General features: G+C 51.0%; 22 protein-coding genes. 17 read left to right on the top strand and 5 right to left on the bottom strand.

Annotation, left to right across the window (positions count from 1 at the left end):
• The first annotated feature begins 74 nt into the window (after nucleotides 1-74).
• The 12 genes from gatC to BUC02_RS10695 all read left to right on the top strand — a co-directional run bounded on the left by gatC (nucleotide 75) and on the right by BUC02_RS10695 (nucleotide 9,652).
• Nucleotides 75-362 (top strand): Asp-tRNA(Asn)/Glu-tRNA(Gln) amidotransferase subunit GatC, encoded by a 288-nt coding sequence (gene gatC, locus BUC02_RS10750; protein ID WP_073054966.1) that lies wholly within the window; start codon nucleotides 75-77, stop codon nucleotides 360-362.
• 24 nt (nucleotides 363-386) lie between these two features.
• Nucleotides 387-1,097, top strand: a complete 711-nt coding sequence (locus tag BUC02_RS10745; protein WP_073322453.1) for a 3-deoxy-manno-octulosonate cytidylyltransferase — start codon at nucleotides 387-389, stop codon at nucleotides 1,095-1,097.
• A gap of 18 nt (nucleotides 1,098-1,115) precedes the next feature.
• A complete protein-coding gene (locus BUC02_RS10740) occupies nucleotides 1,116-1,565 on the top strand; it encodes a ComEA family DNA-binding protein (RefSeq protein ID WP_073322451.1) in 450 nt (149 codons plus the stop codon).
• 38 nt (nucleotides 1,566-1,603) lie between these two features.
• Nucleotides 1,604-2,518: a type IV pilus biogenesis protein PilM gene (locus tag BUC02_RS10735; RefSeq protein WP_073322449.1), complete on the top strand. Its 915-nt coding sequence runs from the start codon at nucleotides 1,604-1,606 to the stop codon at nucleotides 2,516-2,518.
• Nucleotides 2,515-3,528 (top strand): hypothetical protein, encoded by a 1,014-nt coding sequence (locus BUC02_RS10730; RefSeq protein WP_073322447.1) that lies wholly within the window; start codon nucleotides 2,515-2,517, stop codon nucleotides 3,526-3,528. Before BUC02_RS10735 ends, BUC02_RS10730 begins: the two co-directional genes overlap by 4 nt.
• Before the next feature lie 6 nt (nucleotides 3,529-3,534).
• Nucleotides 3,535-4,083, top strand: coding sequence for a 16S rRNA (guanine(966)-N(2))-methyltransferase RsmD (gene rsmD, locus BUC02_RS10725; RefSeq protein WP_073322445.1), 549 nt, complete (start codon nucleotides 3,535-3,537; stop codon nucleotides 4,081-4,083).
• Nucleotides 4,084-4,170: 87 nt separating this feature from the next.
• Nucleotides 4,171-4,671, top strand: a complete 501-nt coding sequence (coaD, locus tag BUC02_RS10720; RefSeq protein ID WP_073322443.1) for a pantetheine-phosphate adenylyltransferase — start codon at nucleotides 4,171-4,173, stop codon at nucleotides 4,669-4,671.
• A gap of 59 nt (nucleotides 4,672-4,730) precedes the next feature.
• A complete protein-coding gene (locus BUC02_RS10715) occupies nucleotides 4,731-5,573 on the top strand; it encodes a rhomboid family protein (RefSeq protein WP_254794198.1) in 843 nt (280 codons plus the stop codon).
• A complete protein-coding gene (locus BUC02_RS10710; protein ID WP_073322438.1) occupies nucleotides 5,573-6,535 on the top strand; it encodes an adenosine kinase in 963 nt (320 codons plus the stop codon). Before BUC02_RS10715 ends, BUC02_RS10710 begins: the two co-directional genes overlap by 1 nt.
• A 33-nt stretch (nucleotides 6,536-6,568) precedes the next feature.
• Nucleotides 6,569-7,576: a hypothetical protein gene (locus tag BUC02_RS10705; RefSeq protein ID WP_073322431.1), complete on the top strand. Its 1,008-nt coding sequence runs from the start codon at nucleotides 6,569-6,571 to the stop codon at nucleotides 7,574-7,576.
• Nucleotides 7,577-7,659: 83 nt separating this feature from the next.
• Complete coding sequence (locus BUC02_RS10700) at nucleotides 7,660-8,079, top strand: hypothetical protein (RefSeq protein WP_139261116.1); 420 nt, start codon at nucleotides 7,660-7,662, stop codon at nucleotides 8,077-8,079.
• Between the two features lie 22 nt (nucleotides 8,080-8,101).
• The gene (locus tag BUC02_RS10695; protein ID WP_073322428.1) at nucleotides 8,102-9,652 is read left to right on the top strand and encodes a choice-of-anchor I family protein; all 1,551 of its coding nucleotides are present in this window, start codon (nucleotides 8,102-8,104) and stop codon (nucleotides 9,650-9,652) included.
• Between the two features lie 55 nt (nucleotides 9,653-9,707).
• Here BUC02_RS10695 and BUC02_RS10690 read toward each other — a convergent pair whose 3' ends face one another.
• Together BUC02_RS10690 and BUC02_RS10685 are read right to left on the bottom strand one after the other, a co-directional pair.
• On the bottom strand, nucleotides 9,708-12,362 hold the full coding sequence (locus BUC02_RS10690) for an ATP-dependent helicase C-terminal domain-containing protein (RefSeq protein ID WP_073322427.1): 2,655 nt from the start codon (nucleotides 12,360-12,362) through the stop codon (nucleotides 9,708-9,710).
• Nucleotides 12,363-12,416: 54 nt separating this feature from the next.
• Nucleotides 12,417-12,881, bottom strand: a complete 465-nt coding sequence (locus tag BUC02_RS10685; RefSeq protein WP_072978211.1) for a hypothetical protein — start codon at nucleotides 12,879-12,881, stop codon at nucleotides 12,417-12,419.
• 128 nt (nucleotides 12,882-13,009) lie between these two features.
• On the opposite strand from BUC02_RS10685, the gene BUC02_RS10680 reads away from it, so the two are divergent.
• Both BUC02_RS10680 and BUC02_RS10675 read left to right on the top strand, forming a co-directional pair.
• Nucleotides 13,010-14,305, top strand: coding sequence for a POTRA domain-containing protein (locus BUC02_RS10680; RefSeq protein WP_254794197.1), 1,296 nt, complete (start codon nucleotides 13,010-13,012; stop codon nucleotides 14,303-14,305).
• Between the two features lie 119 nt (nucleotides 14,306-14,424).
• Nucleotides 14,425-15,015, top strand: a complete 591-nt coding sequence (locus tag BUC02_RS10675; RefSeq protein WP_073054984.1) for an inorganic diphosphatase — start codon at nucleotides 14,425-14,427, stop codon at nucleotides 15,013-15,015.
• Nucleotides 15,016-15,025: 10 nt separating this feature from the next.
• Here BUC02_RS10675 and BUC02_RS10670 read toward each other — a convergent pair whose 3' ends face one another.
• The gene (locus tag BUC02_RS10670) at nucleotides 15,026-15,901 is read right to left on the bottom strand and encodes a radical SAM protein (protein WP_073322423.1); all 876 of its coding nucleotides are present in this window, start codon (nucleotides 15,899-15,901) and stop codon (nucleotides 15,026-15,028) included.
• A gap of 118 nt (nucleotides 15,902-16,019) precedes the next feature.
• Here BUC02_RS10670 and BUC02_RS10665 point away from each other — a divergent pair, with 118 nt between their 5' ends.
• Complete coding sequence (locus BUC02_RS10665) at nucleotides 16,020-17,246, top strand: hypothetical protein (RefSeq protein ID WP_073322421.1); 1,227 nt, start codon at nucleotides 16,020-16,022, stop codon at nucleotides 17,244-17,246.
• A gap of 11 nt (nucleotides 17,247-17,257) precedes the next feature.
• Complete coding sequence (locus BUC02_RS10660) at nucleotides 17,258-17,617, top strand: hypothetical protein (protein WP_139261115.1); 360 nt, start codon at nucleotides 17,258-17,260, stop codon at nucleotides 17,615-17,617.
• Nucleotides 17,618-17,620: 3 nt separating this feature from the next.
• Here BUC02_RS10660 and BUC02_RS10655 read toward each other — a convergent pair whose 3' ends face one another.
• Together BUC02_RS10655 and BUC02_RS10650 are read right to left on the bottom strand one after the other, a co-directional pair.
• Complete coding sequence (locus BUC02_RS10655; RefSeq protein WP_163414881.1) at nucleotides 17,621-19,000, bottom strand: putative bifunctional diguanylate cyclase/phosphodiesterase; 1,380 nt, start codon at nucleotides 18,998-19,000, stop codon at nucleotides 17,621-17,623.
• Nucleotides 19,001-19,182: 182 nt separating this feature from the next.
• Nucleotides 19,183-21,483: an EAL domain-containing protein gene (locus BUC02_RS10650; protein ID WP_073322415.1), complete on the bottom strand. Its 2,301-nt coding sequence runs from the start codon at nucleotides 21,481-21,483 to the stop codon at nucleotides 19,183-19,185.
• A gap of 172 nt (nucleotides 21,484-21,655) precedes the next feature.
• On the opposite strand from BUC02_RS10650, the gene smc reads away from it, so the two are divergent.
• Nucleotides 21,656-25,210, top strand: coding sequence for a chromosome segregation protein SMC (smc, locus tag BUC02_RS10645; RefSeq protein ID WP_073322513.1), 3,555 nt, complete (start codon nucleotides 21,656-21,658; stop codon nucleotides 25,208-25,210).
• The last annotated feature ends 57 nt before the right edge of the window (nucleotides 25,211-25,267 follow it).

Raw genomic sequence — 25,267 nt, 5'->3', positions numbered from 1 at the left:
ATTGATTATGCAACTCTGGGTTGCTTTTTCGCCAAAATAATTTGCTATTTTGTGGACGTAAGAAAAGAGGTTTTATGCTCGAACGTGAAGAAGTTTTGAAACTCGCGAAGCTTTCCAGGCTCGAAGTTGCCGAAGAAGATATTGAATCCGTGAAGGGTCACTTGGACAAGATGCTCAACCACCTTGAAGCTCTCAAGGCCTTGAACCTTTCCGACGTGGAACCGATGACCGCTGTCGAAAATGGTGCGACGATTCTCCGCGAAGACGTGCCTGTGCCGGGTCTCTCGCTTGAAAAGGCCTTCATGAACGCTCCGGCTGTGGAAAACGATCACTTCGCCATTCCGAAGGTCATCGGCGGCTAAATTCTCGGCTTGAAAAATTAGCCCATGGCAGTTCATTGCGTTGTGCCAGCCCGAATGGGGTCGTCCCGCTTTCCGGGCAAACCCTTGATCAAGATTGCAGGCAAAGAAATGATTGTGCGCACCCTGGAACGTGCGCTTTTGGCCGAATGTTTTGAACGCATTGTTTGTGCTACCGATTCCGAAGAAATTGCAGACGTGGTTTCTCGGGCGGGTTTTGAATTTATCTTGACTCCAGATGCGGCAACTGGTTCTGACCGCGTCGCCTTTGCGGCCCGGGCCCTCGATTTGGACCTCGTGGTGAACTTGCAGGGCGACGAACCGTTGGTGGAACCTTCTGTGCTGTGCGAAGTGGCAATGACGCTCGAAAAGCACCCTGATGAATGGGTGACGGTCGCGTGCCCCTTGAATCCTACCGAGGCGGGACTCAAGACGGTAGTCAAGGTTTTGGTAAAAGACGATTACGCGGTGGACTTTACCCGGTGGGTGGCGAATGAGGACGCTCCCCGCTGGTTCCAGCACCAGGGAATCTATGCTTATTCCAGGGTGTGCCGCGACGAATTTTCGTCTTTGCCGCAAACCGATGTCGAAAAGGAACGCTCCCTGGAGCAGATGCGGATTCTGGGCAAACGCCCTATTCGCATTGTCCAGAGCAAGTACCCGTCGATTTCGGTGGATGTCCCTTCAGACGTGAATGCGGTGGAGGAGGCGCTTAAGAAGCCCTTTGGTCGAGGATAACCAACGGAGGTTGTCCTTATGAATGCACCTGAAAAAAACGTAGTCCGATTGGCGTTCTGCCTTTTGGTCATTGGAATCATTGTCCGGGTTCTCCCGTGGGGACTCCCGTCTATCGAGCATTTTGAGGTGGGGGAGACGTTCATTGTGGCGAACGAGGCCCCCCTGGTAGTCGTTAGGGACCGTGTTGCCGTAGATAGTTCGCAAGTGTCAAAAAATGACGCTAATTCAGTAAGTCGACCTCAAAAAGAGCGAAAACCGTCAAAAAAAGTGAATTTGCCTGTCCATGTCAATACGGCCTCCCTGGACGAACTTTGCGCCCTGAATGGGGTCGGTCCGAAGCTCGCCGAGAAGATTTTGGAGGTCAGAAATGCCCTTGGAGCCTTCAAAAATGCCGAAGATTTGCAAAAAGTGCCTGGAATTGGCAAGAAAAAATTGGAAAAGCTCCTTCCAGGGGTAATTTTTGATTAGTTTTAGAGTGTAGTTTTTTTTCATAAGTCGTTGATAATATGAGTGATACGAAGATTTACATGGGTATAGAAGCAGGGGACGCTTCTCTGAAAGTTGCCCTTGTGGATGCGGCTGAACGCCGTGTTCTGAAGACGGCCGTTCTCGATACGGAAACCGCCCCCCTTGACGATGTCTATACTTTTGAAACCGTCCTCCAGGGATGGATGGAGTTCAACCAGATTGAATCTGTCGAAGCCGTTTCGGTGGCAATTCCTGCATTTAGGTCGATTATCCGCCAAATCTTTGTCCCGGCTGAAGCCACAAAGAACGTTGACGACTATGTAAAGTGGTATGTTTCGCTGATTACGAACGCTGAATCCAATGCGTATGTAATTGATTACAAAATCATGAGCGGTGACCCCGAACTCGGATACACGATTATGCTGATTGCTGTCCGTGAACAATGGGTCGATAATTTACGTAAAGGCTTCCGTAACAAGGCTTTAGCTCCTAAGGCCATGGATGTGGACGTGCTCTCGCTCATGAACCTGATGGATTATGCCGAAAATGTGTCCGAACTGACATGTATAGTCAAGGCTGACTATGCCGGTGTGACGCTCCTTTGGCTCACTAAGGACAACCTGCATGCGCTCCGCTGCGTGTCCACTCTTTCGCTGGTGAACAACACCAAGGAAGAAGCTTACCAGATTTTGGCTAGGGAAATTGCTGAACAGATTGCGGTTGCCCAACAGGAAAACGCCTCGGTCTCGACGAAGTCAATCCGTCTGTGCGGTGAAATGGCTAGCGATTTGCTGTTCGTGGAAGACGTCCGTGCTAAGTTGTCCGAATACCAGCTTTCTTTGATGGATTCTTTCTCTAACTTGAGGCTCCCGATTGAAGAAGAAGATTCTGCCGCCGTGCTTTCTTGCGCAGGTGCAATTGGGGCTGCCTTGAATGTGATGGAGGGTGTATGATTCATTTGAACTTGATTGACGCTGCCGAGCGCTTGGTCGAAGTCGAAACTGTGGCTCCGGTCAACGTCACGAGCGTCAAGGAACTGCAGAAAAAGTCTCGCAAGAAGGCTATGACGGTTCTTGTGGCCGCCCTGTTTGTGTTTGTTGCCTTCAGTTGCTTCTTGAGTGTTGCTGGCGTTCCCAAGCAGTTGCAGGGCTTGTTGCCGCCGCCTTATCTGGATTTGATTGGCGCCGAAGACCCGACCCGTTCCGCTCTTGCTATTGGTGCTGGACAGCGTACCTCCGCTGGTGGTTCGCTTGAAGCCGAAGCTGCTGCCGCTGCCGCCATGATCCGTCAGCGAGACAATGTGACGGTCAAGCAGGTCGTGGGCGAAATCAATCCGCAGGCCTTGTTCAACAACAAACGCTCGGATTACAATAGCTACTTGCCGCTCGAAAAACTTTCGTTCCAGAAGGCTTCTGTCGGCCAGTTCTTCGCATTCTTGAATACGGCAACACCTGATGACGTGGGTTTCTCGGATTGTATTTACCAGGCTCCGAACTACTTCTATGTACGCGGCGTGGCCGGTAACCCGAATTCCCAGAAGGCTTTCCTCGATCGTATGCGCGCGGTCAGTTCCGATTTCAGGACTCCGCCTCTGCCCGAAAACGCTCCGGCTACCGACATTACCGCTTTCGGTATGTACAACGTGAACAACGTGAATCTGGCTGCAGTTTCTTCGTTTGTACCGTCTTCCGAAGTGAACAACGAAATCAAGTCCATGAAGGCTTTGGCGGCAACCCAGAAGGTGCAGTTCTCCGGACTTGACAAGCCGGCGATTGAAGAATTTGGTGTGTACAAGCGCTATACGCTTAAGGCTACCACGACTGCGGACTTTGCCGAACTCAACGGCTTTGTCACTGCATTTGTGAACTCGCCGTCTCGTATCGGTATTCGTAACATCGAAATGAAACTTGCCAAGAAGGATATGTTCACGACAGTCCTTTTTGAAATGCTTGTGATAAAGTAATACCAGATGCCTATTCGCATTACGGGTGGACTGATGCGGGGAAGGAACGTTCCGTCCCCGGATACCTCCAAGACAAGACCTACAGCTTCTCGTACAAGAGAAGCTCTCTTCAATATTCTGCAGGGTGTTGAAAAATTTCGCGTGCTCGACTTGTTCGCTGGTACCGGCATTATGGGAATCGAGGCTTTGAGCCGTGGTGCTGCAAGTGTGGTGGCTGTCGAAATGGCGCATGCCCAGGCGCGACTCGTGTTGCAGGCTTATAAGGCGCTGTCCCTAGAATCTAAGCTTACTTTGTTAGAAAAAAATGCCTTGACGCTTGATAAAGAATCTCTTTGCGCAAGTGAAGGCTTTGACTTGATTTATGCGGATCCACCCTTCAAGGACTTGGATTACCCGGATCTGCGCCCCTATTGGGATTGGCTGAATCCGGGTGGCGTTGCCGTGTTCGAAGCCCCCAGCCGGAATTTACCAGCCTGGGTGAAAGAAGCTGACGAAACGGGAATGGTGCAAGTCCGCCGCTACGGCGAATCCTCGCTAGTGATCTATAGAAAGTAGACAGTAGACGGTAGGAAGTAGACAGTTTTTCTTGAATATAACTTCGTACTTCCTACTTCTCACTTCCTACTTTTCTAAATTGTAGTCATGAAGAAAATCGCCGTATTTGCAGGGTCGTTCGATCCGTTCACCCTGGGTCACCTCGATATCGTAAAGCGCGCCGCAGCGTTGTTTGACGAACTTTATGTGCTTTTGGCGGTGAATGCTTCCAAGAAATATTTGCTGACCGAATCGGCTCGAGTCGAAATTGTCAAAACGGCGGTCAAGGGAATTCCGAACGTGAAGGTGGATTGCTTTGACGGCTTGACGGTTGATTTTATGCAGTGTGTGGGAGCGAAGTTCCTGGTGCGGGGAATCCGCGGAAGTGCCGATGTGGAATATGAGCAGACCGTTGCTTGGAACAATAAGGTGCTTTACCCTGAATGCGAAACAATCTTCTTGTCGAGCGCTCCCGAACATTTGAATGTGTCCAGCACCGTGGTGCGAGAACTCTTGAAGGTGGGAATCGCCAAAACAAAGCAGGGCTGTGCAAAACTTGCGAAATACGTTCCCGCTGAAACTATACCTTTACTAACCACCAACCACTAACCACTGTCTACTTCCTACTAACCATGAGACCTTTCAGATTTCTCCCCAAAGTCCTTCGAGTGCTGCTGATTATTAACGCGGTCGTTTTTGCACTGGCGTTCATTGGCGGCAACATTCTCGGGTTGCACCTGAATTTGCCCGGCCTCGGTTATGGTAGCATTTCCGAATACATCGCTTACTTTGGAGCCTTCTGGCCGTTTGCGCCGGAGCAGGCTTGGCGCTTTGTGACCTACATGTTCGTGCATGTGGATTTTTGGCATTTCTTGTTCAACATGCTCATGCTCTGGATGTTCGGTAGCGAAGTCGCCGACATGATGGGCGCCAAGCATTTTACGGGAATGTATATCTTCTGCGGAATTTTTGCGGCGGTCTTTAGCCTGGTCATGTTCTGGCTCGGTATGACGAATGCCCCGATTATCGGTGCTTCGGGTGCCTTGATGGGAATTTTCGTGGCGTACTACAAGTTCTTCCCGAACCGCATGCTTTTGATGTTCTTCTTTTTCCCGATGCGCATCAAGTATGCCATGTGGTTCATGGTGGCAGTCGACGTGTTCATGGCGCATTCGGGAGATGGCATTGCGCACTTGGCCCACTTGGGCGGTGTCGTAGGCGGATTCCTTTACATGCACTTTTATGAACGCGGTTTTGGTAACCTTGGCAAGGCTTTCGCAAAATTCCGCGGTCCCAAGTTCAAAGTGCACCGGGGCGGCCGTTCCGAAAGCAAGCCGCGTGAAGATTCCGATGCCATCGAGGGTGAAGTTTTTTATGTGGACGAAAACAAGCGGATGGACGAAATCCTCAAGAAAGTCAATCGCGAGGGAATCAATTCGCTGAACGAGTCTGAACGTCAATTCTTACTACAGGCGAGCGAAAAGTTGCGCCGCCGCAGAGGAGGCTTCTAATGAAGAAAGTTTTAGGTATGGGCGCAGCCCTCGTTGATATTTTGGCCAATGTGGATGACGCTTGGATTGCGGCCCAGGGCGTGCAGAAGGGTGGCATGAACATGGTGGACTGGTCCCAGATGGAAAAGTTCCTGGGTGCCCTCAAGAATCCGCTGCGCGTGCCGGGTGGTTCTACCTGCAATACCATGGTCGGTCTTTCTCGCCTGGGAGGCAAGGCTGCCTTTATCTCGAAGATTGGCAACGACGAACTCGGCAACATTTTCAAGAAGCATTTGCAAGATAACGGCGTGGAATCGAAGCTCGGTCTTTCCGATGCCGCTACCGGTTGCGTCTTTAGCGCCGTGACGCCCGATGCGCAGCGCTCCATGTGGACTTACCTGGGCGCCTCCGATTTCCTGTCCAGCGACGACTTTGTACCGGCTCTTTACGATGGCGTAGGCCTGCTGTATGCCGAAGGCTACCGCGCCTTTAATGCCGACTGCTTCAAGAAGTCCTTTACTTTGGCCCGTAGCCTGGGTGTCGAAACCGCTCTCGACTTTAGCAGCTTTGGCGTGGTGGAGGCCTGCCGCAAGCTCTTTGACGAACTCTTTGCTGAAAAAATGATCGATATCATCATCGCAAACGAAGACGAAGCTTACGCCTATGCGGGAGTCAAGGAAGAAGCAGCTCTCGATGTGCTTGCCAAGAAGGCGAAAGTTGCCGTGGTGAAAATCGGCAAGCGCGGCGCCTTGATTGCCAAAGATGGCAAGGTGGTGCATGTGCAGGCGGGCCCTGCCAAGGCTATCGATACCACCGGTGCCGGCGACTTGTGGGCATCGGGATTCCTTTATGGCTACATGAACGGCTGGGATATGGAAAAATCGGGCAATTTGGGCAGCGTCGTGAGTAACGAAGTGGTCCAGGTGATGGGTGCCCAGATTCCGGAAGACGGCTGGAAGCGAATTTTAGCTACGCTTTCGTAAATTTTTGTATATATTTAAGGCTAGGAGAATATTATGTTTAAGAAAGTATGCCTAGCCGGCCTTACAGCCTTTGCGTTCTCTTTTGCCCAGGAAGAGACGGAAACCTATATTCGCAATATTTGCGATACGTTGTCCAATTCGGCGACTCCGAAGGTGGAACTCAAGCTGAATCGCGTTGAGGAATCCCTTTGGTATGGTTCCCGTGATTTGAAGAAGACTGATTCCGTTAAGGTGAATCTGCATGAAGATTATGGTTCTATCACGCCGATCATGCAGAAAATCAGTCTTAGAATTCCCTATTCTATCAATGCAGGCTGCGTAACTAGCAATTATAATCTTTTCAAGTATGGGGAATGGGACCAGAATGGCAAAAAATGGACTCTGAACGATGAAAATGACGATTACGGCTCATGGATTATAGATGTCAACCTCTATAATATTCCCGGCTTTGATTCAACCAATTCGAATAATGTCCTGGTGGTAAAAAAGGGTGGCGTCAATTCCGAGGAGCTTTCTTTCTCGGCTGAAGACTTGATGGTGTCTAGAACCTTTGAGTTCGCTTTTGATTCATGGCAGGCCATTGCTTTGGCTAGAGTGAAAAAAAGCGATGGGGGCGCTACGCTCTATTCTGGCTCGGCATTCAGGCTTGATTCTGCGGAAGCCGTTGCTGCCGCGCTTGCTTCTTTAAATAAAAGGACGGAAATTCCAGATACACTTTCTAAAATACAGGTTCAGGTTTTACGCTCGGTCTTGACTGACCCGAATAAAAAAGCGGTGAACAGTTCTTCTTCTGTGGCGGAGTCGTCTAGCAGTGTGGTGTCGAGTTCCTCTGTTGAATCCAGTTCCTCTGTGGAGCCGGCATCTTCGGAATCGTCGACAGCGATTGGCCGCTTGCAGGCAACTCCGCGTGCATTCGGTACGGCTCGCGCGGTTCGCAGGCTTGACGGTTCCGTAGTTAAGGCGGGCGAACAGCTTGTGCCCGGCGTTTACTACGTGAAGGGCTTGGATGGCCGCTGGAAAAAGCAAGTCGAATTGCCGTAAGATTTTGATCGCGTAAAATTCTTTTACGGCGAGTTCCCGGCTGCGTTTGCCGGGAACTTGTCTTTTTTTTGTATATTTACGGCATGATGCGTTTGATTAAAATTCTTGCGATTACCTTTTTGTTCTGTGGTTCAATGGCACTAGCCGAAGAACCAGCCGTAGCTTCTCAGACATCGACTGCAGAAACCGAATTGAAACAGGAACTTGCAGTGCGCGACAGCGTGATGCAGGTGCAGGGAGATGCCTGTACGCTTGAAAAAGATTCCTTGCGTTCTGTCATCGAATCGGAAAAAGCCAAAAGCGAAAATTGGGAAAAGAGCTACAATACCGTCAAGAAAGATAATGAAACTTGTGCCCAAATGCTTGTCACCTCGATTGGTATGAATGAAAAGAAGCAAGAAAAGGAGCAGGAGGATCGTAGGTCCGCTGCCATGGCGGCTTCGTCTTCGTTTTTGGGCGGTGTCGGTATCGGCCTGCTGATCATGTGGCTGATCATGAAATAATTGGATTTGTGTTGAGGAGTGAATGAATAAGATTCTTTTGAGTGCAAGCCTGCTTTTGTGCGCAGGCTTTTGTTTTGCTAAAAATGCAGTGCCCGCCGGACCGTTCCAGTGGGGGCATACGCTTAAACCGCTTTCGACGACTAAAATGTCTACGGCAGAAATTTCGGCTTATATGCCTGCCAAGAAAAAACTGTTTGTCGTAGGTGATGCTAATGTCGTCGAAGTGGTGGACTTGAGCAATCCGAGCGAAGCCAAAAAGATTTCTGAAGTACAGATTCCGGGTAATGCCTCTAGCGTGACGGTTCATGGAGACTTGGTCGCGGTCAGTATGCTTGAAGTCGAAGAATGGCGCAATGGCCAGGTACAGGTGATGCGTTACACGGACAATCTCGAAGTGCTTGGATTGTATACGGTCTGCAGCCAGCCGGACATGATCAAGTTTACGCCCGATGGCAAGAACTTGCTGGTGGCCTGCGAAGGCTCGCCGAGTACGGATTTTGCGGTAGACCCTGATGGCGGTATTGGATTCTTGACAGTTGCTAAGGCGGACGCCGAATCGTGGAAAACTGCGGAATTTGCTGTGGCCGGATTTGATCATCTCGACACGAATAGACTTAAGAATGCTGGCGTACGTGCTCCCGGAAATCAGGGCTTTTTGAAATCACTGGAACCGGAATACATTACGGTTTCTGACGATTCCAAGCTGGCGTGGGTGAGCCTGCAAGAAAATAACGCCATGGCGATCATCGATGTGCCGGCCAAGAAAATCAAGAAGGTTTTCCCGTTGGGTTTTGTAGACCATTCCAGGAATGGTTTTGCAATTGATGCCGTGAGCGACGGAAAGATTGATATTAAGAATTATTACCCGCTGCGTGGACTTCGCCAGCCTGATGGCATTGCCGCTTTTACGGCAGGCGACAGACACTTTGTGCTGACGGCAAACGAAGGTGCTCCTGTAAATGATTACAAGGCATGGACCGATGTAACGAGCGTGCAGGAACTTGTGGCGCAGGGCCGTTTGGATGAAACCGTGTTTACGGAAAAGATAACGACAGACTTGAAGGATCTTTCTGTCAGCGCGCTGGAGCGTTGCGATGAGGGTAAGTACCGCACCCATAACGGCAAGTGTCCTTACGCCTATACGTTCGGTTCTCGCTCCGTGAGCATTTTTGACGGCGAAACGGGAAAACTGCTCTGGGATTCCGGAGAAATGTTTGAACGTGTTTTGGCAAAAATTGCGCCGGAATACTTTAACTGGAATTCCAAGAAAGGCAAGGCGAAGATGGACAAGCGCAGCTCGGATAAGGGTTGCGAACCCGAGAATGTGACCGTGGGTGAGGTCGATAGACGTCGCTACGCTTTTGTAGGCTTGGAACGTACGAGCGGTGTAGCGGTGTTCGATATTACGGACCCGGAAGCGCCTAAGCTGGTGGATTACTATTTGGATCCGCTAGATCGCGGCCCCGAAGGAATTCTCTTCATTCCTGCTGAAAATAGCCCGATGAAAGGCCAAGCATTACTTGTCGTCGGCTATGAATACAGCAAGACCCTGACGATTTATACAGTGAAATAATTCGGAATTCAGAGTTCAGAATTCAGAGTTGAAAATAATTCCGAAATCCGAATTCCTAATTCTGAATTACCTGCTCGGGCCAGGGATGCTTGGGGTAGCGACCGCGCAGCTCCTTGCGGACTTCGGCATAAGTGTTTTGCCAGAATCCGGTCAAGTCCCATGTCTTTTGAATCGTCCGGAAGCTCGGTGCCAGAATGTCGTACCGGACTTTTAATTTGCCGTCGGCGATTCTGTGCTCGCCGCGGAGCTGCATCAAGTCTTCGATGCGGGCCGAAATTTCGACGAGGACGCCTTCGATGCTTTGCACGGATTTTCCATCGTCACTGACTGCGACTTCTTGATAGCTGTAGCGGGCGCGTTTGCCGTTCGGGAGCACGTAGTGGTCGGGGAATGTCTTGCCTAGCCATTGCAGCATGGACTTGCCAAAGTAATCTTCGACAATGTTCCTGTAACGGTCTTCGTTTATGTCGCGGAGCAGGAACTTGCCGTCTGCGAATTCATCGAAGATGAGTTCCATGTCTTCTTCGTTGAATTCGGGAAGGCCGTATTCCGGATAGAGCTTGGCAGCAAGACGCATTTTGATGAGCTGCGTTTGCACTGCTTCGGTCAAAAATTTACCGCTCCAGTTTTCTTTCTCGATTTTTTCGCGCCAGGCATCAACGGTAAGCTTCTTGAGTTCTTCAAGAACTTTAGGCGAAGCTTCTTGTGTGAGGATTTCTTTGCGGGAAAGTTCGGTAGTGGAGCCGTCGGCGTTTTCGGATTCGCTGATTTCGACACCGATGAATCTTTCTTGACCGCTGCGCCACAAGAGTTCGTAGCGGGTCTTGGCACTCTCGCCGCCGAGAAGTTCCTTGGCGATAGGTGCGTATAAATTAACTTTAAGTTCCGATTTGCTACCGCCGCCGGTACGGAGCATGCTGAGGGCGAGAATCGCATAAGGCGGTTCTGCAACTTGCAGGCGAATCACGTTCTGGTTGGCGAGCTTATAGGCGTTGCCGCTCGGAGTAGCAAGCCTGTCCGGGAAAGCCTTGAGAAGGCTATGCGCTATGAGGTCTGAGGTCGGTGCTTCGCACCTTTGGGGTGTGGGGCTTGCAATTTTGTCGCGGTAGTCACGCAATTGTCGGAGTGTGAACGAAACTTCTCGCGGAACATCCCTGTTCTTGGACAAAGTATCGCTTGCGAGAGTCAGAATGTCGTAGGCGACTTTTGCTTTCTGTAAGAATTCGGTGCCGGAATGAATCCAGGCGAGCGCGGCGAGGAGCAAGTCGGGAAGGTCTTCTTTGTTTTTTGCCGATGCAAGGAGCAGCGCGAGCGGAATGCTGGAAACGGGCGTGCGGATTGCCTTGAGGCCAAGTTCGGTGATGGCGCCGTCCTGAAGCATCCCGAAATTTTCAAGGAGTGCTGTCGCCGTCTTTTCGCGTGCTTCCGGAATCGCCGTCGGAAGTACTATGCCATCTGTCATCCCGGACTTGATCCGGGATCTCCTCTCCTCGCCGAGATCCTCTAACGCCGCTTTTTGCAGCAACAATTCCGAAGGCTCAATCTGCAGTACCTCGGGTACGATTCCCGTAGGCATGCGTTTTTCGGATTCTTCGCTCCAGAGGCGAATGGCGCAACCGTTTTGTGTGCGGCCGCTACGGCCGCTGCGCTGGATTGCATTCTGCATCGAAATGGGAAGCGTGCGCAGGACGTTCACCTTTTCGCTGTCGTCGTAGATGCTTACACGTTCGATGCCGCTATCGACAACGCCCGTGACGTTTGGAACGGTGATGGATGTTTCGGCGATGTTTGTCGTGAAAATCACGCGCGGGCGTTCGGTGACTTCGAAGATGCGGTCTTGCGTTTCGCGGTCTTGGCCTCCGTAGAGTTCCAGGAATTCGGCGCAGTTATTGCCTAATGCTTCGGCGGCGGCGGTGTGGCAGCGGGCGATTTCGGCTTTGCCCGGTAAGAATACCAGCGTGGTCTGCCAGATGTTGTTGCGGTAAAGCGTGCGGAGCGCCCGCACCACTTCGGCGTCAAGTCCAACGCCCGAAACAAGCGAATTCCCCGTGGCAGGCGTCTGGTTGATAATTTGCACGGGGTAGAGCGGGTGGCCGAGGCTTAAGCACTTGACGCCGAGAACCGTTTCCAGTTCGAAACGGTTCAACGCCGCCGACATCACTGCGATACGAGGCCGTTCGGCTCTATTGTTACTAAAGCAATGTGATATCGCCTCACTCTCGCCTTCACGACCAGCTTCCGCTTGGTCGCTCTGGCTCACACGCGGCCCCTCTCGTCTTTCGTCTCTCGTCTCTCGTCTAAAATACGCGAACAGCAAATCCATGTCCGCCTTGCGTTCGTGGTATTCGTCGAACACGATCCAGTCGGCGTCCAGTTTGCCGTGCAGCAATTCTTGCAGAAAGTTTCCGTAGGTCTGAAAGAGGATGCGTGTGTCGGCGCTTTTGCAACTGTCTTGCCTGAACTGGTAGCCGACGGTCTTGCCGCAAGGTTCTCCGTGGAGCTTTGCCGAGAACTGTGCCAGCGCAAGTGCCGCAATGCGGCGGGGCTGCAGTACGACCACGCGGCCTTTGCAATGCTTGCTTAAAAAGTAGGGGATAAATAGCGACTTGCCCGAGCCGGTGGGCGCTTCGATCAATAAATTGCGAGAAGCCGCTATCGCGGCTTCCAGTTTGCCTTCTTCTTCGGCGAGCGCTAAGTCTTTGTAATTCATATTGAGGCGTGAGGTCGCTCCCCTAATGGGTCGCGCTTTGCGCCGTGCTCGCTACTACCTTGGGAACTTGAGCTTTTCGCCGGTGGCAACGTCGTTGTAAGGCTTCTTGCCTTCGTGGAACTTCTGGTTAATCACCAAATTGTCGATACGGCGGCGCAGGCCCTGTTCGGTCTTGCAGAAGAAGTAAGCGACCTTGTTGGTGCCGGGCACCAGGAACATGGCGAGCTTGTACTTCTGGGACACAGCGCGGCGGAAGAACTTGAGGTCTTCTTTCTTGGGAACCACGAGGTGAGAACCTTCCTTGACTTCGCAAATCATGTCGGCATCGGCCAGCAAGGCGCGGGACTTCTGCTTGAGGGCGGCAAAGTTGGGCTCGGTGTTCTTCTTGATGGTTTCAAGGCTGAATGCACCACCGCCTTCCTTGAGAGCCTTGCGGACACCGCGGAATGCAAACACGCCGAGCACGATCAGGACAAGGGCAACAATGAATGGCCAATAGTTGGCGAGAAAATCTAACATAAAAACCTCGGGATTCTGTTTTACGCTCGCAAATATAGAAAAGTAGGCAGTAGACAGTAGACAGTAGACAGTGAAAAATAAGTGCTTGTTAAGGGAGATTTCTATATTTTCAAAAAGTGAAAGAATATGTGAAAATAGTTTGCCTTGCTTTTGGAATAGCTGCTGTTGCAGCTTTTGCTGGCGTGGATTCGTCTGTCGGTTGTCCTGAAGGCACGGTCATTTCGTCTATTCAGTACGAAGGACTGGAGCATACCAAGAAACGCGTGGTGGATCGCGAACTGTTGAATAAGGCGGGGGAGACGTTCTCTGCCGAAAAGTTTGAACTTGAAAAGCGCCGCCTGCAAGACCTGGACTTGTTTACGAGTGTCTCGGCTAGGTGTGATGGCGGAACTCTGACATACTCGTTCGTGGAAATCTTCCGCTGGATTCCGGCCCCGGCAGGTAAAACGACTGACCGCGACGGCCTGATGCTTGGCGTTGCGCTTGCGAACTTGAATGTGCTTGGCGAAGATATCCGTGCCGAAATTCAGTACCGTACGGCCCTGGATCCGCTTTTCGACAAGAATGAATATGCGGTTTATGTCAGTTCGCCTTATTTGTTCGGGCTCCCGCTCGGCTGGAATTTTGAATTCCTCGTGACCGACAGTTACGACGATATTCACGATTTTGAAGAAAAGAGCATCTTGGTGGATCTTGATTTGGACTACAAGATTTTACCGCACCTTTCGCTTTTGTGGACTGTGGCTGGCCGCGATCTGCAAGATGCAGCCTTCTTGCCGGAACTGGGAATGGGATTTGCCTTTGATTACCGCGACTCTAAGTTGGATACCCGCAAGGGAGTTTACTTTGAATACATGCTTACTCACGTAGGCGAAGGCGACGATAGCGATTCCAATTGCCTTGTTGAGGAAGGTTACAGCTGCAAGGGGATGGGGGGCGAAAACTTCTGGGAGCTCCTGACGGATGCCCGAGCCTATTATACCGTCAGTCGCTTTGTGACGGGAGCGACGGCGCTTGTGCGTTACCGCCCGGGCGATGTCGAATTCTATGATTATTTTTCGCATGGTGGCGTGAATACCTACCGGGGTCGTTATGCCGATGGCGAACGCCTGGGCGTGCATGAGGCTTTGCTCAACTTGGAAGAACGCTTTATCTTGCTAGACCGTCAGCCGGCGAGTATCGCGGGCGTGAATTTCTTCTATGGTCTGCAACTGGTGGCTGGCTTTGACGGAAGCCTGTTGTGGGATTCTGGCCGTCCTGGTTGGGAAAATTACGAAGGAGCCGTTTACGGCGGCGTTCATCTGGTGGTGCCCGCCGTGGACCGTTTGCGCTTTGAGGTGGGTTATAGCCCCGACAGGGGAGAACCCAAGTTCTTCTTTGGCATGATTGAAAAGGTTTCGACATCTCGCTGGCGCAGTAGATGACCATTTCCGACGCAAATAAAGTAAACAACCCTTTACAAATTTCTAATAAATACTAAATTAGGACTCATATTTATAATAAAAAGATAATATGGGCTCAAAGTGGGCCTTTTGGAGTATAAATGGCAATTAATTATCTGGATCTCCCGATTGGTCGCAAGTACCCGTTTGAAGTGGACTGCGTCGTGGAAATCGGTAAAGACACCAACCTCAAGTACGAATATGATGAACGCCTGCACGTGTTCCGCCTGGACCGCTGCTTGCTCAGTTCCATGAGCTACCCCTGTACTTACGGCTTTATCCCGAGCACCAAGGCCGACGATGGCGATGCTATCGATATGCTGATTTATAGCCCGGCTTCCATGATGACGGGTACGGTTTGCACTTGTCGCGTGATTGGTGCGCTTGACATGACCGACGGCGGTCGCAAGGACTATAAGGTCTTGGGCGTGCCCGTGTTCAATCCGCGCCCGATCAAGGACATTACCGACGTGGACCAGATGTTCCTGCGCATTACGCGTAACTTCTTCCAGAACTACAAGGAACTGGAAGGCAAGGACGTTCAGATTGGCGAATGGCAGAATGCCGCCTTTGCCCGCGAAAAGGTGATTGCCGCACACAAGGCCTACTTCCAGATGCAGGTTCAGGTGCCTGAAACTTGCTACCAGGAACCGGAAAGTGTCGACCACTTGCCGCCAGACGAACTGATTTAATTTTTATCAATTAAAAGCATCTTACTTTCACCGGCAATGCGTCGGTGATTTTTGTTTTGACGCTTTCCAGGAATTCCTTGGGCAAGGGTTCTATGCCCTTTAGCAAGGTGTCGCGGATAACCGTGTACAGCTGGATTTCAACAAGGTGGTCCGGATTTGCGGAATGAATAGCTGCCAGGTTTTCGATGTAGCGCTCGATTTCCTGGTCACTCGGAATTTCGCCTTGCAAGTCGCAGAGCATGGTCTGGATGCAAATCGGATAAATCTTGATCGTCTTAGTTAGGTTGTCTAAAATCTTGGATAAATGCAGGGGAGAGCGGTTCATTTTCTTGAACCATTCTTCGGTGCCGGCGTCAAGCTTTGCCCAGATTTCGCCTTCACTTGCCAGCAGGTGAGAAAGCCCAAGTTCTACCGCAGGGCTTTCGAGATGGCTAGCGTTTGTTATGAGACGCAACTTAAAAGCACCTAGCTTTGGCGTGTATTCCTCTTGAATTTTGCGCATACGCTGGCAAATTTCCGGGAATTCCTTGACGATTGTGGATTCGCCGTCGCCCGAAAGGCAAATGTCCTTGAGTTGCTTGTTCTGCTCGGGTACGTTTTCGAATGCCTTGCACTTGAAAAATTCACCCGATTCGTAGTAGTCAAGAAAATCGCGCAATTCTTGTTCCACGGCATCGATGTCGACGGGAATGCGTTTGTGGCCCTCTTGCGGACCGCTCTGGCAGTAGGCGCAAGAAAAAGAACAGTGGTGGTCGGGGTTTAAGTTGACGCCCAAAGAAAGACCGCCTGCACGACGGCTAATCACCGGGTACACCCAGGTGTTGTTTTCCCATTCGCGGGGGTGGTTGCTCCACGCTGCAATTAATGCCTTTTCCTGTTCATTCATGCGTCCAAATATAGCAATAAGCGTTATAAACTAGAACTATAACTGGCAATGCTAAATGTGAGATTCTCTCATTCCACATCACACATTACACATCACACATTTTTACTACATTTCACGTATGCAGTTTGTTTTGAAGTCCGCTTTGATTTCGCTTGTGCTTGTCGGGGTTGTTTTGGCCGACGGCATCAAACCTGACGCTTTAGCTAAAGATGGTGCCGTCACGCGTGACCGTCACCTTACCGAAATCCGCGATATTATGCGCGGTGGGCGAGGCGGCTATATCGACTTTGGATTTTATTACACGCCGAGCCGTGAGCAGTTGCCCTTGGAAAGTCAGTACGGCGAACACGACGGCTTTGCTTTCAATCATCATTTTGCGGCCTTTGGTGCAGGCGAAGTGGCTAAAAACCGCCACATGGGCGCGCTTCTCTGGTTTGACCGTTCCGGCTGGGATGGCGAAGACTTCTTCCTTTTCCCGCAGTATAACGATTTCGGCCTGCAACGCTCGGTTGTTACCTGGGGCTTGACCTTTACAGATGCCCGTATGAATTGGACACTTGCAGCCGGTATGCAGCACCAGAATCTGGAACATCGCGGCAAGATTTACCCGTACGAAAGCGACTCCCTGGCTTACAGCTGGGCTCATTTGCGCTTTAGCAAGTTGAGCGCCCAGGCGAATTTCTACCGCACCGATTGGCGTCTGTTCCGTGTTTCGCTTGACTTGGAAAGCCGCGCCATTTACGGCGGCAGAAAATCCGGCCTGCTTACGTACTTGCCGAACGTGTCGCTTTCCATGTACAATGCCGACGACGAAAACGATATCGATTCCATGCGCATTAATTGGGAACAGAATCTATACGACCAACGCCTTTATGCCGAAGTCGCGATAGACTTGAACGACACCTGGTTCCATAGTGCCTCCCTCAAGTTTTACCCGGATCCTTCCCGTATGATCGGGTTTGAAGCGACATGCTTGAACCGTGTCAGACATAAACAGCTTTCCGATGATTTCGTTGAAGAAGAAAGCGACTTGTTGTGGGGTGGTGCAATCGACTTGCTGTTTGCCCGCTTTGCCTACAATGCCGCCTACGATTACGAAAACTTCTTTGGCGCCAAGGGCACGTTCCTTGTTGAATTCAAGTTCAACCTCGCCACGATTGACGGCTGGTTGTTCAACCGCGGTGCTGCACGTAGCGCTCCGATGCAAACGGATGTCGTTAAGCAATTCGATAAGAAGGCCGGCTCCAACGAAATCACCCCGATTGGCTCTGCTAAGGGGGCTCCCAAGACTATCGAAGCCAAGGGAATTCGCTACGAAAAGGTCGGCTCTGAAGGAGGCAATTAATGAAGGGTGCAATGAAAAAGATTTCGGTGCTTGCGGTATTGATTGCCTGCTGCATTACGCTTTCGGGCTGCCTTACGCACTGGTTCCTGGATTCGACCACTCGACTCCAGATCGAAAACAAATCGTCTAAGACGGTTGTCGAAGTCGATATTCTTGCCGAAGACGGTTCTTACAGGGCATGGATTCAAGATACTCTCCGCACAGGCGAAAAGAGCCGCGTGTACGAAGAAGACTGGGTCGGAACGTTCACCTTGCGTATCAGGACTTTGGGCGCCGATTTCGACATTCAGAACTTGTCGTTTGACGGCGGAAGTGAATATATGGTTCTTTCGGATGACGAAGACGGTTCTCTACACTACGAATTCAAGTAGATCTTAAGCGACTCTGCTGTCGCAGACTTTTTCGAATTCATTTACAGCCATGGGCTTGGCAAAGAAGTAACCTTGGAAAAGGTTGCAGCCCATTTGGCTCAGCATGTTATACTGGTCTTCGGTTTCTACGCCTTCGGTAAGCGACGAAAGTCCCAAATCGCCCGAGAGCTTGAGTACGTTGCGCAAGATGATTTCTGCCTTTTGGCTGTTCTTGGAACTGCTTAGGAACTTCATGTCGATTTTCAGAACGTCAAGCGGCATGTCCTTGAGCTGGTTCAGCGAGGAATAGCCGCTGCCAAAATCATCCATCTCGACGATGAATCCCGATTCACGGAAGCGGTTCAAAATGGCCATGCGGTTTTCGACTTCGGTCATCATCACGGTTTCGGTAATTTCAATGCGCAGGCGGGATGGTTCAATCTTGAATTCTTTAATCAAGGCGTTTATTTCGGCAAAGACATCCATGAACAAGAAGTCTTTCGGCGAAATATTGATGGAAATAAACAGGTTCGATTTTTTTCCGGTCCATGTCGAAAGGATTTCGCAGGCGCTTCGCCAAATGTACTTGTCCAGGTCGGCAATCATGCCGTTTCTTTCGAAGGTGGGAATGAATGTTTCGGGTTGCAGAAAACCTTCCTTGGGGTGATCCCAGCGGATGAGCGCTTCTGCCCCGATAATTTTACCGTCGCAGTCTACGATGGGCTGTAAATAGGGGTGCACTTGTTTTTCTTCGATGGCTTTTTCGATTTGTGCTGAAATCATCTGGTCCCACATCACCTGGTCACGCATTTTGTCGTCGTAAAAGGCGATATGCTTGTTGTATTCGTTCTTGACAGAGGCGAGGGCGAGCTGTGCGCGGTCGAACATGATCGATACGTCAATGTCGCGCTCGGTAATCTTGTAGATACCCATGTGCATTAGAATGCGATGCTCGATGGATCCGTTGGAAATGACGTATCGAGTGAATCGGCGTTCAAGGTGCTGAAGGTTTGCGTCTCCGGCCGGCAGGCAAATGCCGAAGTCGTCGCCGCCGAGGCGCCCGAACACCCATTCTTTGGTGGAATTTTCGCGAAGCCAGGAGGCTACCTTTAGCAAAACGCTGTCGCCCATGTCGCTGCCGAAAATGTCGTTCACAATCTTGAAATCCTTGATGTCGAAGTATGCAATCCAGTAGTTGACATCGGGGTGCTTGGCGATGCTGTCCCTGATTTTTTCGAAAAGGGCTTCCTTGGTGTACAAGCCGGTCAATTTGTCATGGGTGACATTGTAGATTTCACGCTGACGTTTGATAACCTTTTCTTTTGCGATGGAAGCTTCTTTCTGGAGCTTTTCAATGCGTAAAATTGCTATGATGATTAAGGCGGCTGCCGTAAGGTCTAGCATTAAATAGTTTCCAACGAAAAGTTGCAAAACCAGTAGCCCGACAGCCAAAAAAAGAAACGCAAACGATAAAATCTTACTCATAGATGTTTTTTTACTTTGTTCTATGAGAAGAATATAGACTAATAAAGTAAATTCGTTTGTTATAATTTTCTGTTCTAAAGATTATTTAATTTGTTTTTAATTCAATTGGAGCGTTTTTTGTCCAATTGCTGGGTGCCTAGAAGTTTTTCATAATCTGTAACAGACATGGGCTTTGCAAAGTAATAACCCTGGAACAGATTACAACCCATTTCGTTCAATTTCTTGTATTGATCTTTGGTCTCTACGCCTTCGGTAAGCGAGAAAAGTCCTAAGTCGTTGGAAAGCCTGAGTATATTGCGCAGAATGGTTTCTGCCTTGTTGTTGTCCTGGGCCTTGCTCAAGAACTTCATGTCGATTTTCAGGACGTCGAGCGGCATGTCCTTGAGCTGGTTCAGCGAAGAGTAACCGCTTCCGAAATCGTCCATTTCTACGATGAATCCGGAATCGCGGAACTTGCTCAAGATGGCCATACGGCTTTCGGCGTCGGTCATCATCACGGTTTCGGTGATTTCGATTCGTAGGCGCGCGGGGTCAATCCCAAATTCGTCTACCAGGTTCTTGATTTCTGCGTAGACATCCATGAAGTAGAAGTCCTTGGGCGAAATATTCACCGAAATAAAGAGCTTCGCTTTTTCGTCAGTCCAAGAAGACAGAATCTCGCAGGCGCAGCGCCAAATGTACTTGTCCACGTCGGCAATCATGCCGTTCTTTTCGAATATGGGAATGAACGTGAACGGCGGGAGGAATCCTTCCTTGGGATGAATCCAGCGCACCAAGGCTTCGGCTCCGATAATAACGCCCTCGTTGTCTACGATAGGCTGTAGGTAGGGGACAATCTGACGCTGCTTAATCGCGTCGCTGAGTTCTGTCGATATCTTTTGGCCCCAAAGCACCTGGTCACGCATTTTGTCGTCGTATATGGCGATGTGCGTGTTGTATTCGTTCTTGATGCTTGTCTGGGCGAGGTGCGCTCGGTCGAACATGATTGACACGTCGATACTCGGGTCGTTTACACGGAAAATGCCCACATGCATCAGGATGTGCTGGTCGATAGTGCCGTTTGAAATGACGAATTTCGCAAGTTTGTCTTCGATTAAAGGCAAGCGGACTTGGTTTGTCGGAAAACAAATACCGAAGGCGTCTCCGCCAATACGTCCGTAAATCCAGTTGTCTCTGGCGTCTTCGCGAATCCAGTTTGCAACTCTTACAAGCACGTTGTCGCCTACATCTTTACCGAAGATGTCGTTGACCATTTTGAAATCCTTGATGTCGAAGTAGGCTATAGAATAGTCGATATCTTTTTTGTTGTCAAGGTTGCTCCTGATGGCGTTGAACAGGTGCTCCTTGGTGAACAAACCTGTGAGCTTGTCATGGGTTGCCTCGTACATTTCTTTTTGCTGCCTGAGAATATCGGCAGTGTTGTCCTGAACGGTCAAGAACGATCCGATTTTTCGGTACTTTTCGTCTGAGACAAGGTGTTTTTTTAGTGAGAAATATCGAATGTCTTTTCCGGAACCTACGGTTTGCCTGGACGACCAACTGTCCATGCCTTCGCCAAAGTCGTCGAACATGGCCGCAAGCCTGTGCTGAACGCTTTCGTAGTTATCGCTACGGATAACGAGGAGCTTGCAGCCGTTGCTATTTGCCCAGATGCAACGATCGTTGGCATCAAAGAAGTAGATGGCTTCGGGCATTTGGGAGGCGATTTTGGCAAGCATTCGGTCCAGGAGCCTGTAGGGCCTAAAGAATAGCGAAAAATAGAAAATGAACATCCCGCAAACGGCCATGGCGATCATGGAACGGTCAATGGGTGTTCTCGAGAAGATGTAGTACGATTGCCATACCCCGGCCACGACCATGGTGAAGAAAATGACGTTGTACTTTTCGGCGTAAATGCGGGGAACGCGTATGGCCTTGATGCAGAATATGAAAAGCGATACGAAGAAAGCTAGATAGACTGCAATACGGTGGAAGAATTGCCCCATGTAAGGAATGAGCCTGTAGTAGGGGGATCCGTCTACCGTGATGGCTTCCATACCGAATGCTTGCCCTAGGAAGGGGTTAAAGAAATATTGGATGATGTCCAGGGTTAAAAGCGCATAGATGACATAGCATTTCTTTTTGTTTTTTCGCCAAGATATGCTGCAATAGGCCAAGGTAAAGTCAAACAGGCAGAACGCCATCAGGTCCATGCCTATAAAGTAGATGTAACTACCGATGGTCGAAAGAAGCTGGTTGGTGGAAAGGACAATAAAGAGGTTTCCCATAATGGGAACGATGAACGAAAACAGGAGAAGGGATACGGCGTATCCGATCGACTTTTTCGATTTACGCGCAATTACTCCAAAAACCCCTAAAAGGATTATTAGCAAGACATAAATAATTGCAAACGTAAGTCTCATGGAAAATTCGTCCTTCTTTAATATAATATATCTATTAGTTAGGTAAATTTTCTTTTTTTTACGAAAAACTTACTCCAAGTTGGAATATATTGGTGGAAAAGGCGATTTTTGGCCTTTTTTGCTTTTTTTCGCCCATTTGTACGGGAAAATCATTTTTATCTTTCGCCTTGAAGTGCAGATTACAAAACTAAAGATTTTTGGCTTTAAGTCCTTTGCGCAAAGGACCGAAATCAACTTCCCGACGAAGGGTCTCACCGCCGTGGTGGGTCCGAACGGGTGCGGTAAGTCGAACATTACCGACGCTATCCGCTGGGTTCTGGGTGAACAGAAGGCTGCATCCCTCCGTATGAGCAAGATGCAGGACGTGATTTTTAGCGGTACCGAAGAACGTGCCGCCATGAGCCTTGCCGAAGTTTCCATTGTCATCGATAACAGCGACGGCACCCTGAATTCAGAATATTCCGAAGTGATTGTGACCCGCCGCGTGCACCGAGACGGTTCGGGCGAATACTTGATTAACAACCAGGAATGCCGCCTGCGCGACGTGCATGCCTTGCTTTTTGACTCGGGCCTCGGTTCCAGCACCTATTCGCAGATGAACGCCGACATGATCAAGGCGGTTCTTTCTGACAAGGCGGACGACCGCCGCGTGCTGTTCGAAGAAGCCGCCGGCGTGAGCAAGTACAAGCAGCAGCGCAAGGAAACCCGCCGCCAGCTTGAGCGCGTGCAGATGGACATGGAACGTGTGGAAGACAACCTGCGCAGCGTGCGCCGTTCCGTAAAACTGTACGAAACCCAGGCCGAAAAGGTCAACGAATTTAAGCGCCTCAGCAAGCGCCTGCGCGAACTGGACCTCTCGGTCAGTATCGACAAGTTCGAGGACATGAAAGAGGGGCTTGCTACCCTCGATACCGCGACCCGCCGTCTGAACCACGATGTGGAAAATTCGAAGACGAATGCGACGGTGTTGCAGGCAAAGATTGACGAAAAGAAACTGTTGATTGCCGAAGACGAAAACGCCTACCGCGACTTGGAACGCGAGGTGCAGAAGGCGACCATCGAGCTCAACGACTTGAATAACAGCATGGGCCGCATTCGCGATACGATTTCGAACTTGGAAGCCGCGAACGAAAAGTCCCAGGAAGAAATTGACCGCAACACGGGCAAGGTGCAGGAACTCCTTTCTGAACGCGCCCGTTTGGAAGAAGAAAATGCGGTGCTCAGTTCCGACAGCGACGTGGACGAAATGAACGCGCTGCTGGAACGCGAACGCGAAATTTTGCAGGTCATGCGCGACAAAGTGGATGACCTGCGTACCCAGTCAAGGGAACTTGCGAACGAACGCCTGCAGAAGACGAACCAGGTGAACTCCCTCAAGAGCCGTTTCGAGCGTATGGACGCTGAATCGGGCCTGTTGCAGGCGAACCTCGCCAAGTGGCGCGGCGAAATGGAACAGGTGCAGTCGCAGAAGGCGAGCGCCGAATCGGCCTTGGCTGACATTAACGCTGGCCTTGAAGCCGCCGATGCCGACCTGGAACGCCTCACGGAACAGCGCTCGACGCGCGAAGAACGGCTCGATGCCGAACGCGCCGACTTGCTCGAAGCCCAGAAGAAACTGCAGGAACTGAAGAACGAGGTGGCAAGGCTCACCTCTCGAATCGACGTTTTACAGAGCGTTGCCAATGAGGGCACCGACGCTAGCCGCTGGCTTATGGAGCATAAGGCGGACCTGGTGGGCGGGCTCCTGTCGGAACGAATTGAAGCCGCTCCCGAATATGCCGCCCAGGTGGAGGCCGCCCTCGGTGACTTGATGGATGCCGTGGTCGTTGCCTCGGACGATGCTGCCATTGCCGCGGTGGATGCCATGAAGGGCGAAAACGTAGGCAAGGCGGTGCTCGCGCTGGTGGGTGCCGGTGCAGAACCTTACTCGGGCACGCTCCAGGGCGAAGGTGTAACGGGTTGCCTTAAGGATTATGTGACTGCCGACGAACAGATTGCAGGCTGGCTCAAGGCGCTGCTTTCTCGTTACTTTGTCGTAGATGGCTTGCAGACGGCGGTGCGCCTTGCGCGAGCCATGCGCGGCGAAGACCTCTGCTTTGTGGCGCCCGAAGGCATTGTGCGTACGAGCGGCCTGATGAGCAGCGGTACGGCGACTTCCGGAACGCTCAGCCGCAAGAACGAAATTGCCGAAGCGAATAGCCTGTTGGAAGGCGTAAACCTCGAAGTGGCCCAAGCCGAAGAAGAAATTGGCCGCTTGCAGGATTTGGTCGACGAAGACACGCAGATGCTTGCCTCGTTGGTCGACGAAATCCGCGAAAAAGAAGATATGAAGCGCGGCGGAAACGCCGGCATTTCGATCCAGAATAACATTATCGCCGGTTGTGACCGCAGACTTGCGCAGTTGCAGGGCGAAATGCAGAACGCCGAATCCAAGATTCAGGCGGCAGAAGCCTCTAAGAACAGCGACCAGGAACTCATGGACGCCCAGGCTGCGCTCGAAAAGATCGAAAAAGAATATTCCCGCGTGAACGACGAACTTTCGGAACAGGACACCCTGTTCCGCGAAAAGGAAGAAGACGTTCGCGAATTGGAACGCAGTGCTCAAGACAAGACTGCAAAGCTCACGCAGAATACGAACCGTTTGAACTACATCGCCGAACAGGTGGATTTCTTGGAAAATGCGGTCCGTACGCGTAAAGAAGAAATTGAAAAGAACCAGGCCGCCATCCAGAAAAACGAGGAAGACGGCAGGGGAGTCGCCGACCAGGTGCAGAGCAAGGATTCAGCCTTGCGCGAACTGGAAAATCAGCGTGACCTGGCCCGCGAAAAGTACGAACTTGTGTCGGGCGACCTCGAAGAATGGCGCAGCGAAGTCAACCGCCTCCGCGACGACATGATCGAGAAGATGAAGGAATTGAACGACGTGGGCCGCAGGCAGGAAGCCTTGCAGGCAAACCTCGACCGCCTCACCGAACGCATCACCAACGAATACAGCGTGGACCTTGCGAACCCCGAAGACGTGGAACGCGTTGAGTATTCGCAGCCCGAAGCCGACCGTGAAATTCGCGAACTCCGCGGAAAGATCAAGGAACTGGGCCCCATCAACGTGAACGTGATGGAAGACTACGAAGACGAAAAGAAGCGTCTTCTGGAAGTCGAAGCGCAGTTCGACGACTTGGATCGCGCACGCGCCTCGCTCGACCGCACCATCACCAAGCTCGACGATATTGCCCGCAGCCGTTACCTCGATACGTTTGCGCGTATTCAGAAGAACTTCCAGTTCGTGTTCAGCAAGCTGTTCCTGAACGGCGAAACCAAGATGAGCCTTGTCGAGAAGGTAGACGAAATGGGCAAGCCCATGGATATCCTCGATGCCGACATCGAAATCAACGTGCGCCCCACGGGTAAGAAGATGCGCGGTATCAAGGCGCTTTCCGGTGGTGAACACGCCCTGACTGCAACGGCCTTGCTGTTTGCCATTTACATGGAAAAGCCGTCGCCGTACTGCGTGCTGGACGAAGTCGACGGTCCGCTTGATGACGCTAACGTGGGCCGCTTCATGGCGCTGCTCCGCGAATTCAGCAAGCAAACCTTGTTCATTGTGGTGACGCATAACAAGCGTACCATGGCCGAAGCCGATATGCTCTACGGTGTGACGCAGGAAATCAAGGGTATTTCTCGCATCGCGAGCGTGCAGCTCGCCGACGCAACCAAGTTTGCGATATAAGACCGTTCGGCTCTACATCATTCGCAAGAATGTGATATCGCCTCACTCTCGCAACCG

The sequence above is a fragment of the Fibrobacter sp. UWOV1 genome, assembly GCF_900142495.1.
GTDB lineage: Bacteria > Fibrobacterota > Fibrobacteria > Fibrobacterales > Fibrobacteraceae > Fibrobacter.
Note: the sequence above shows the minus strand (reverse complement) of the source record. Positions and strands in the feature narration are given on the sequence as shown.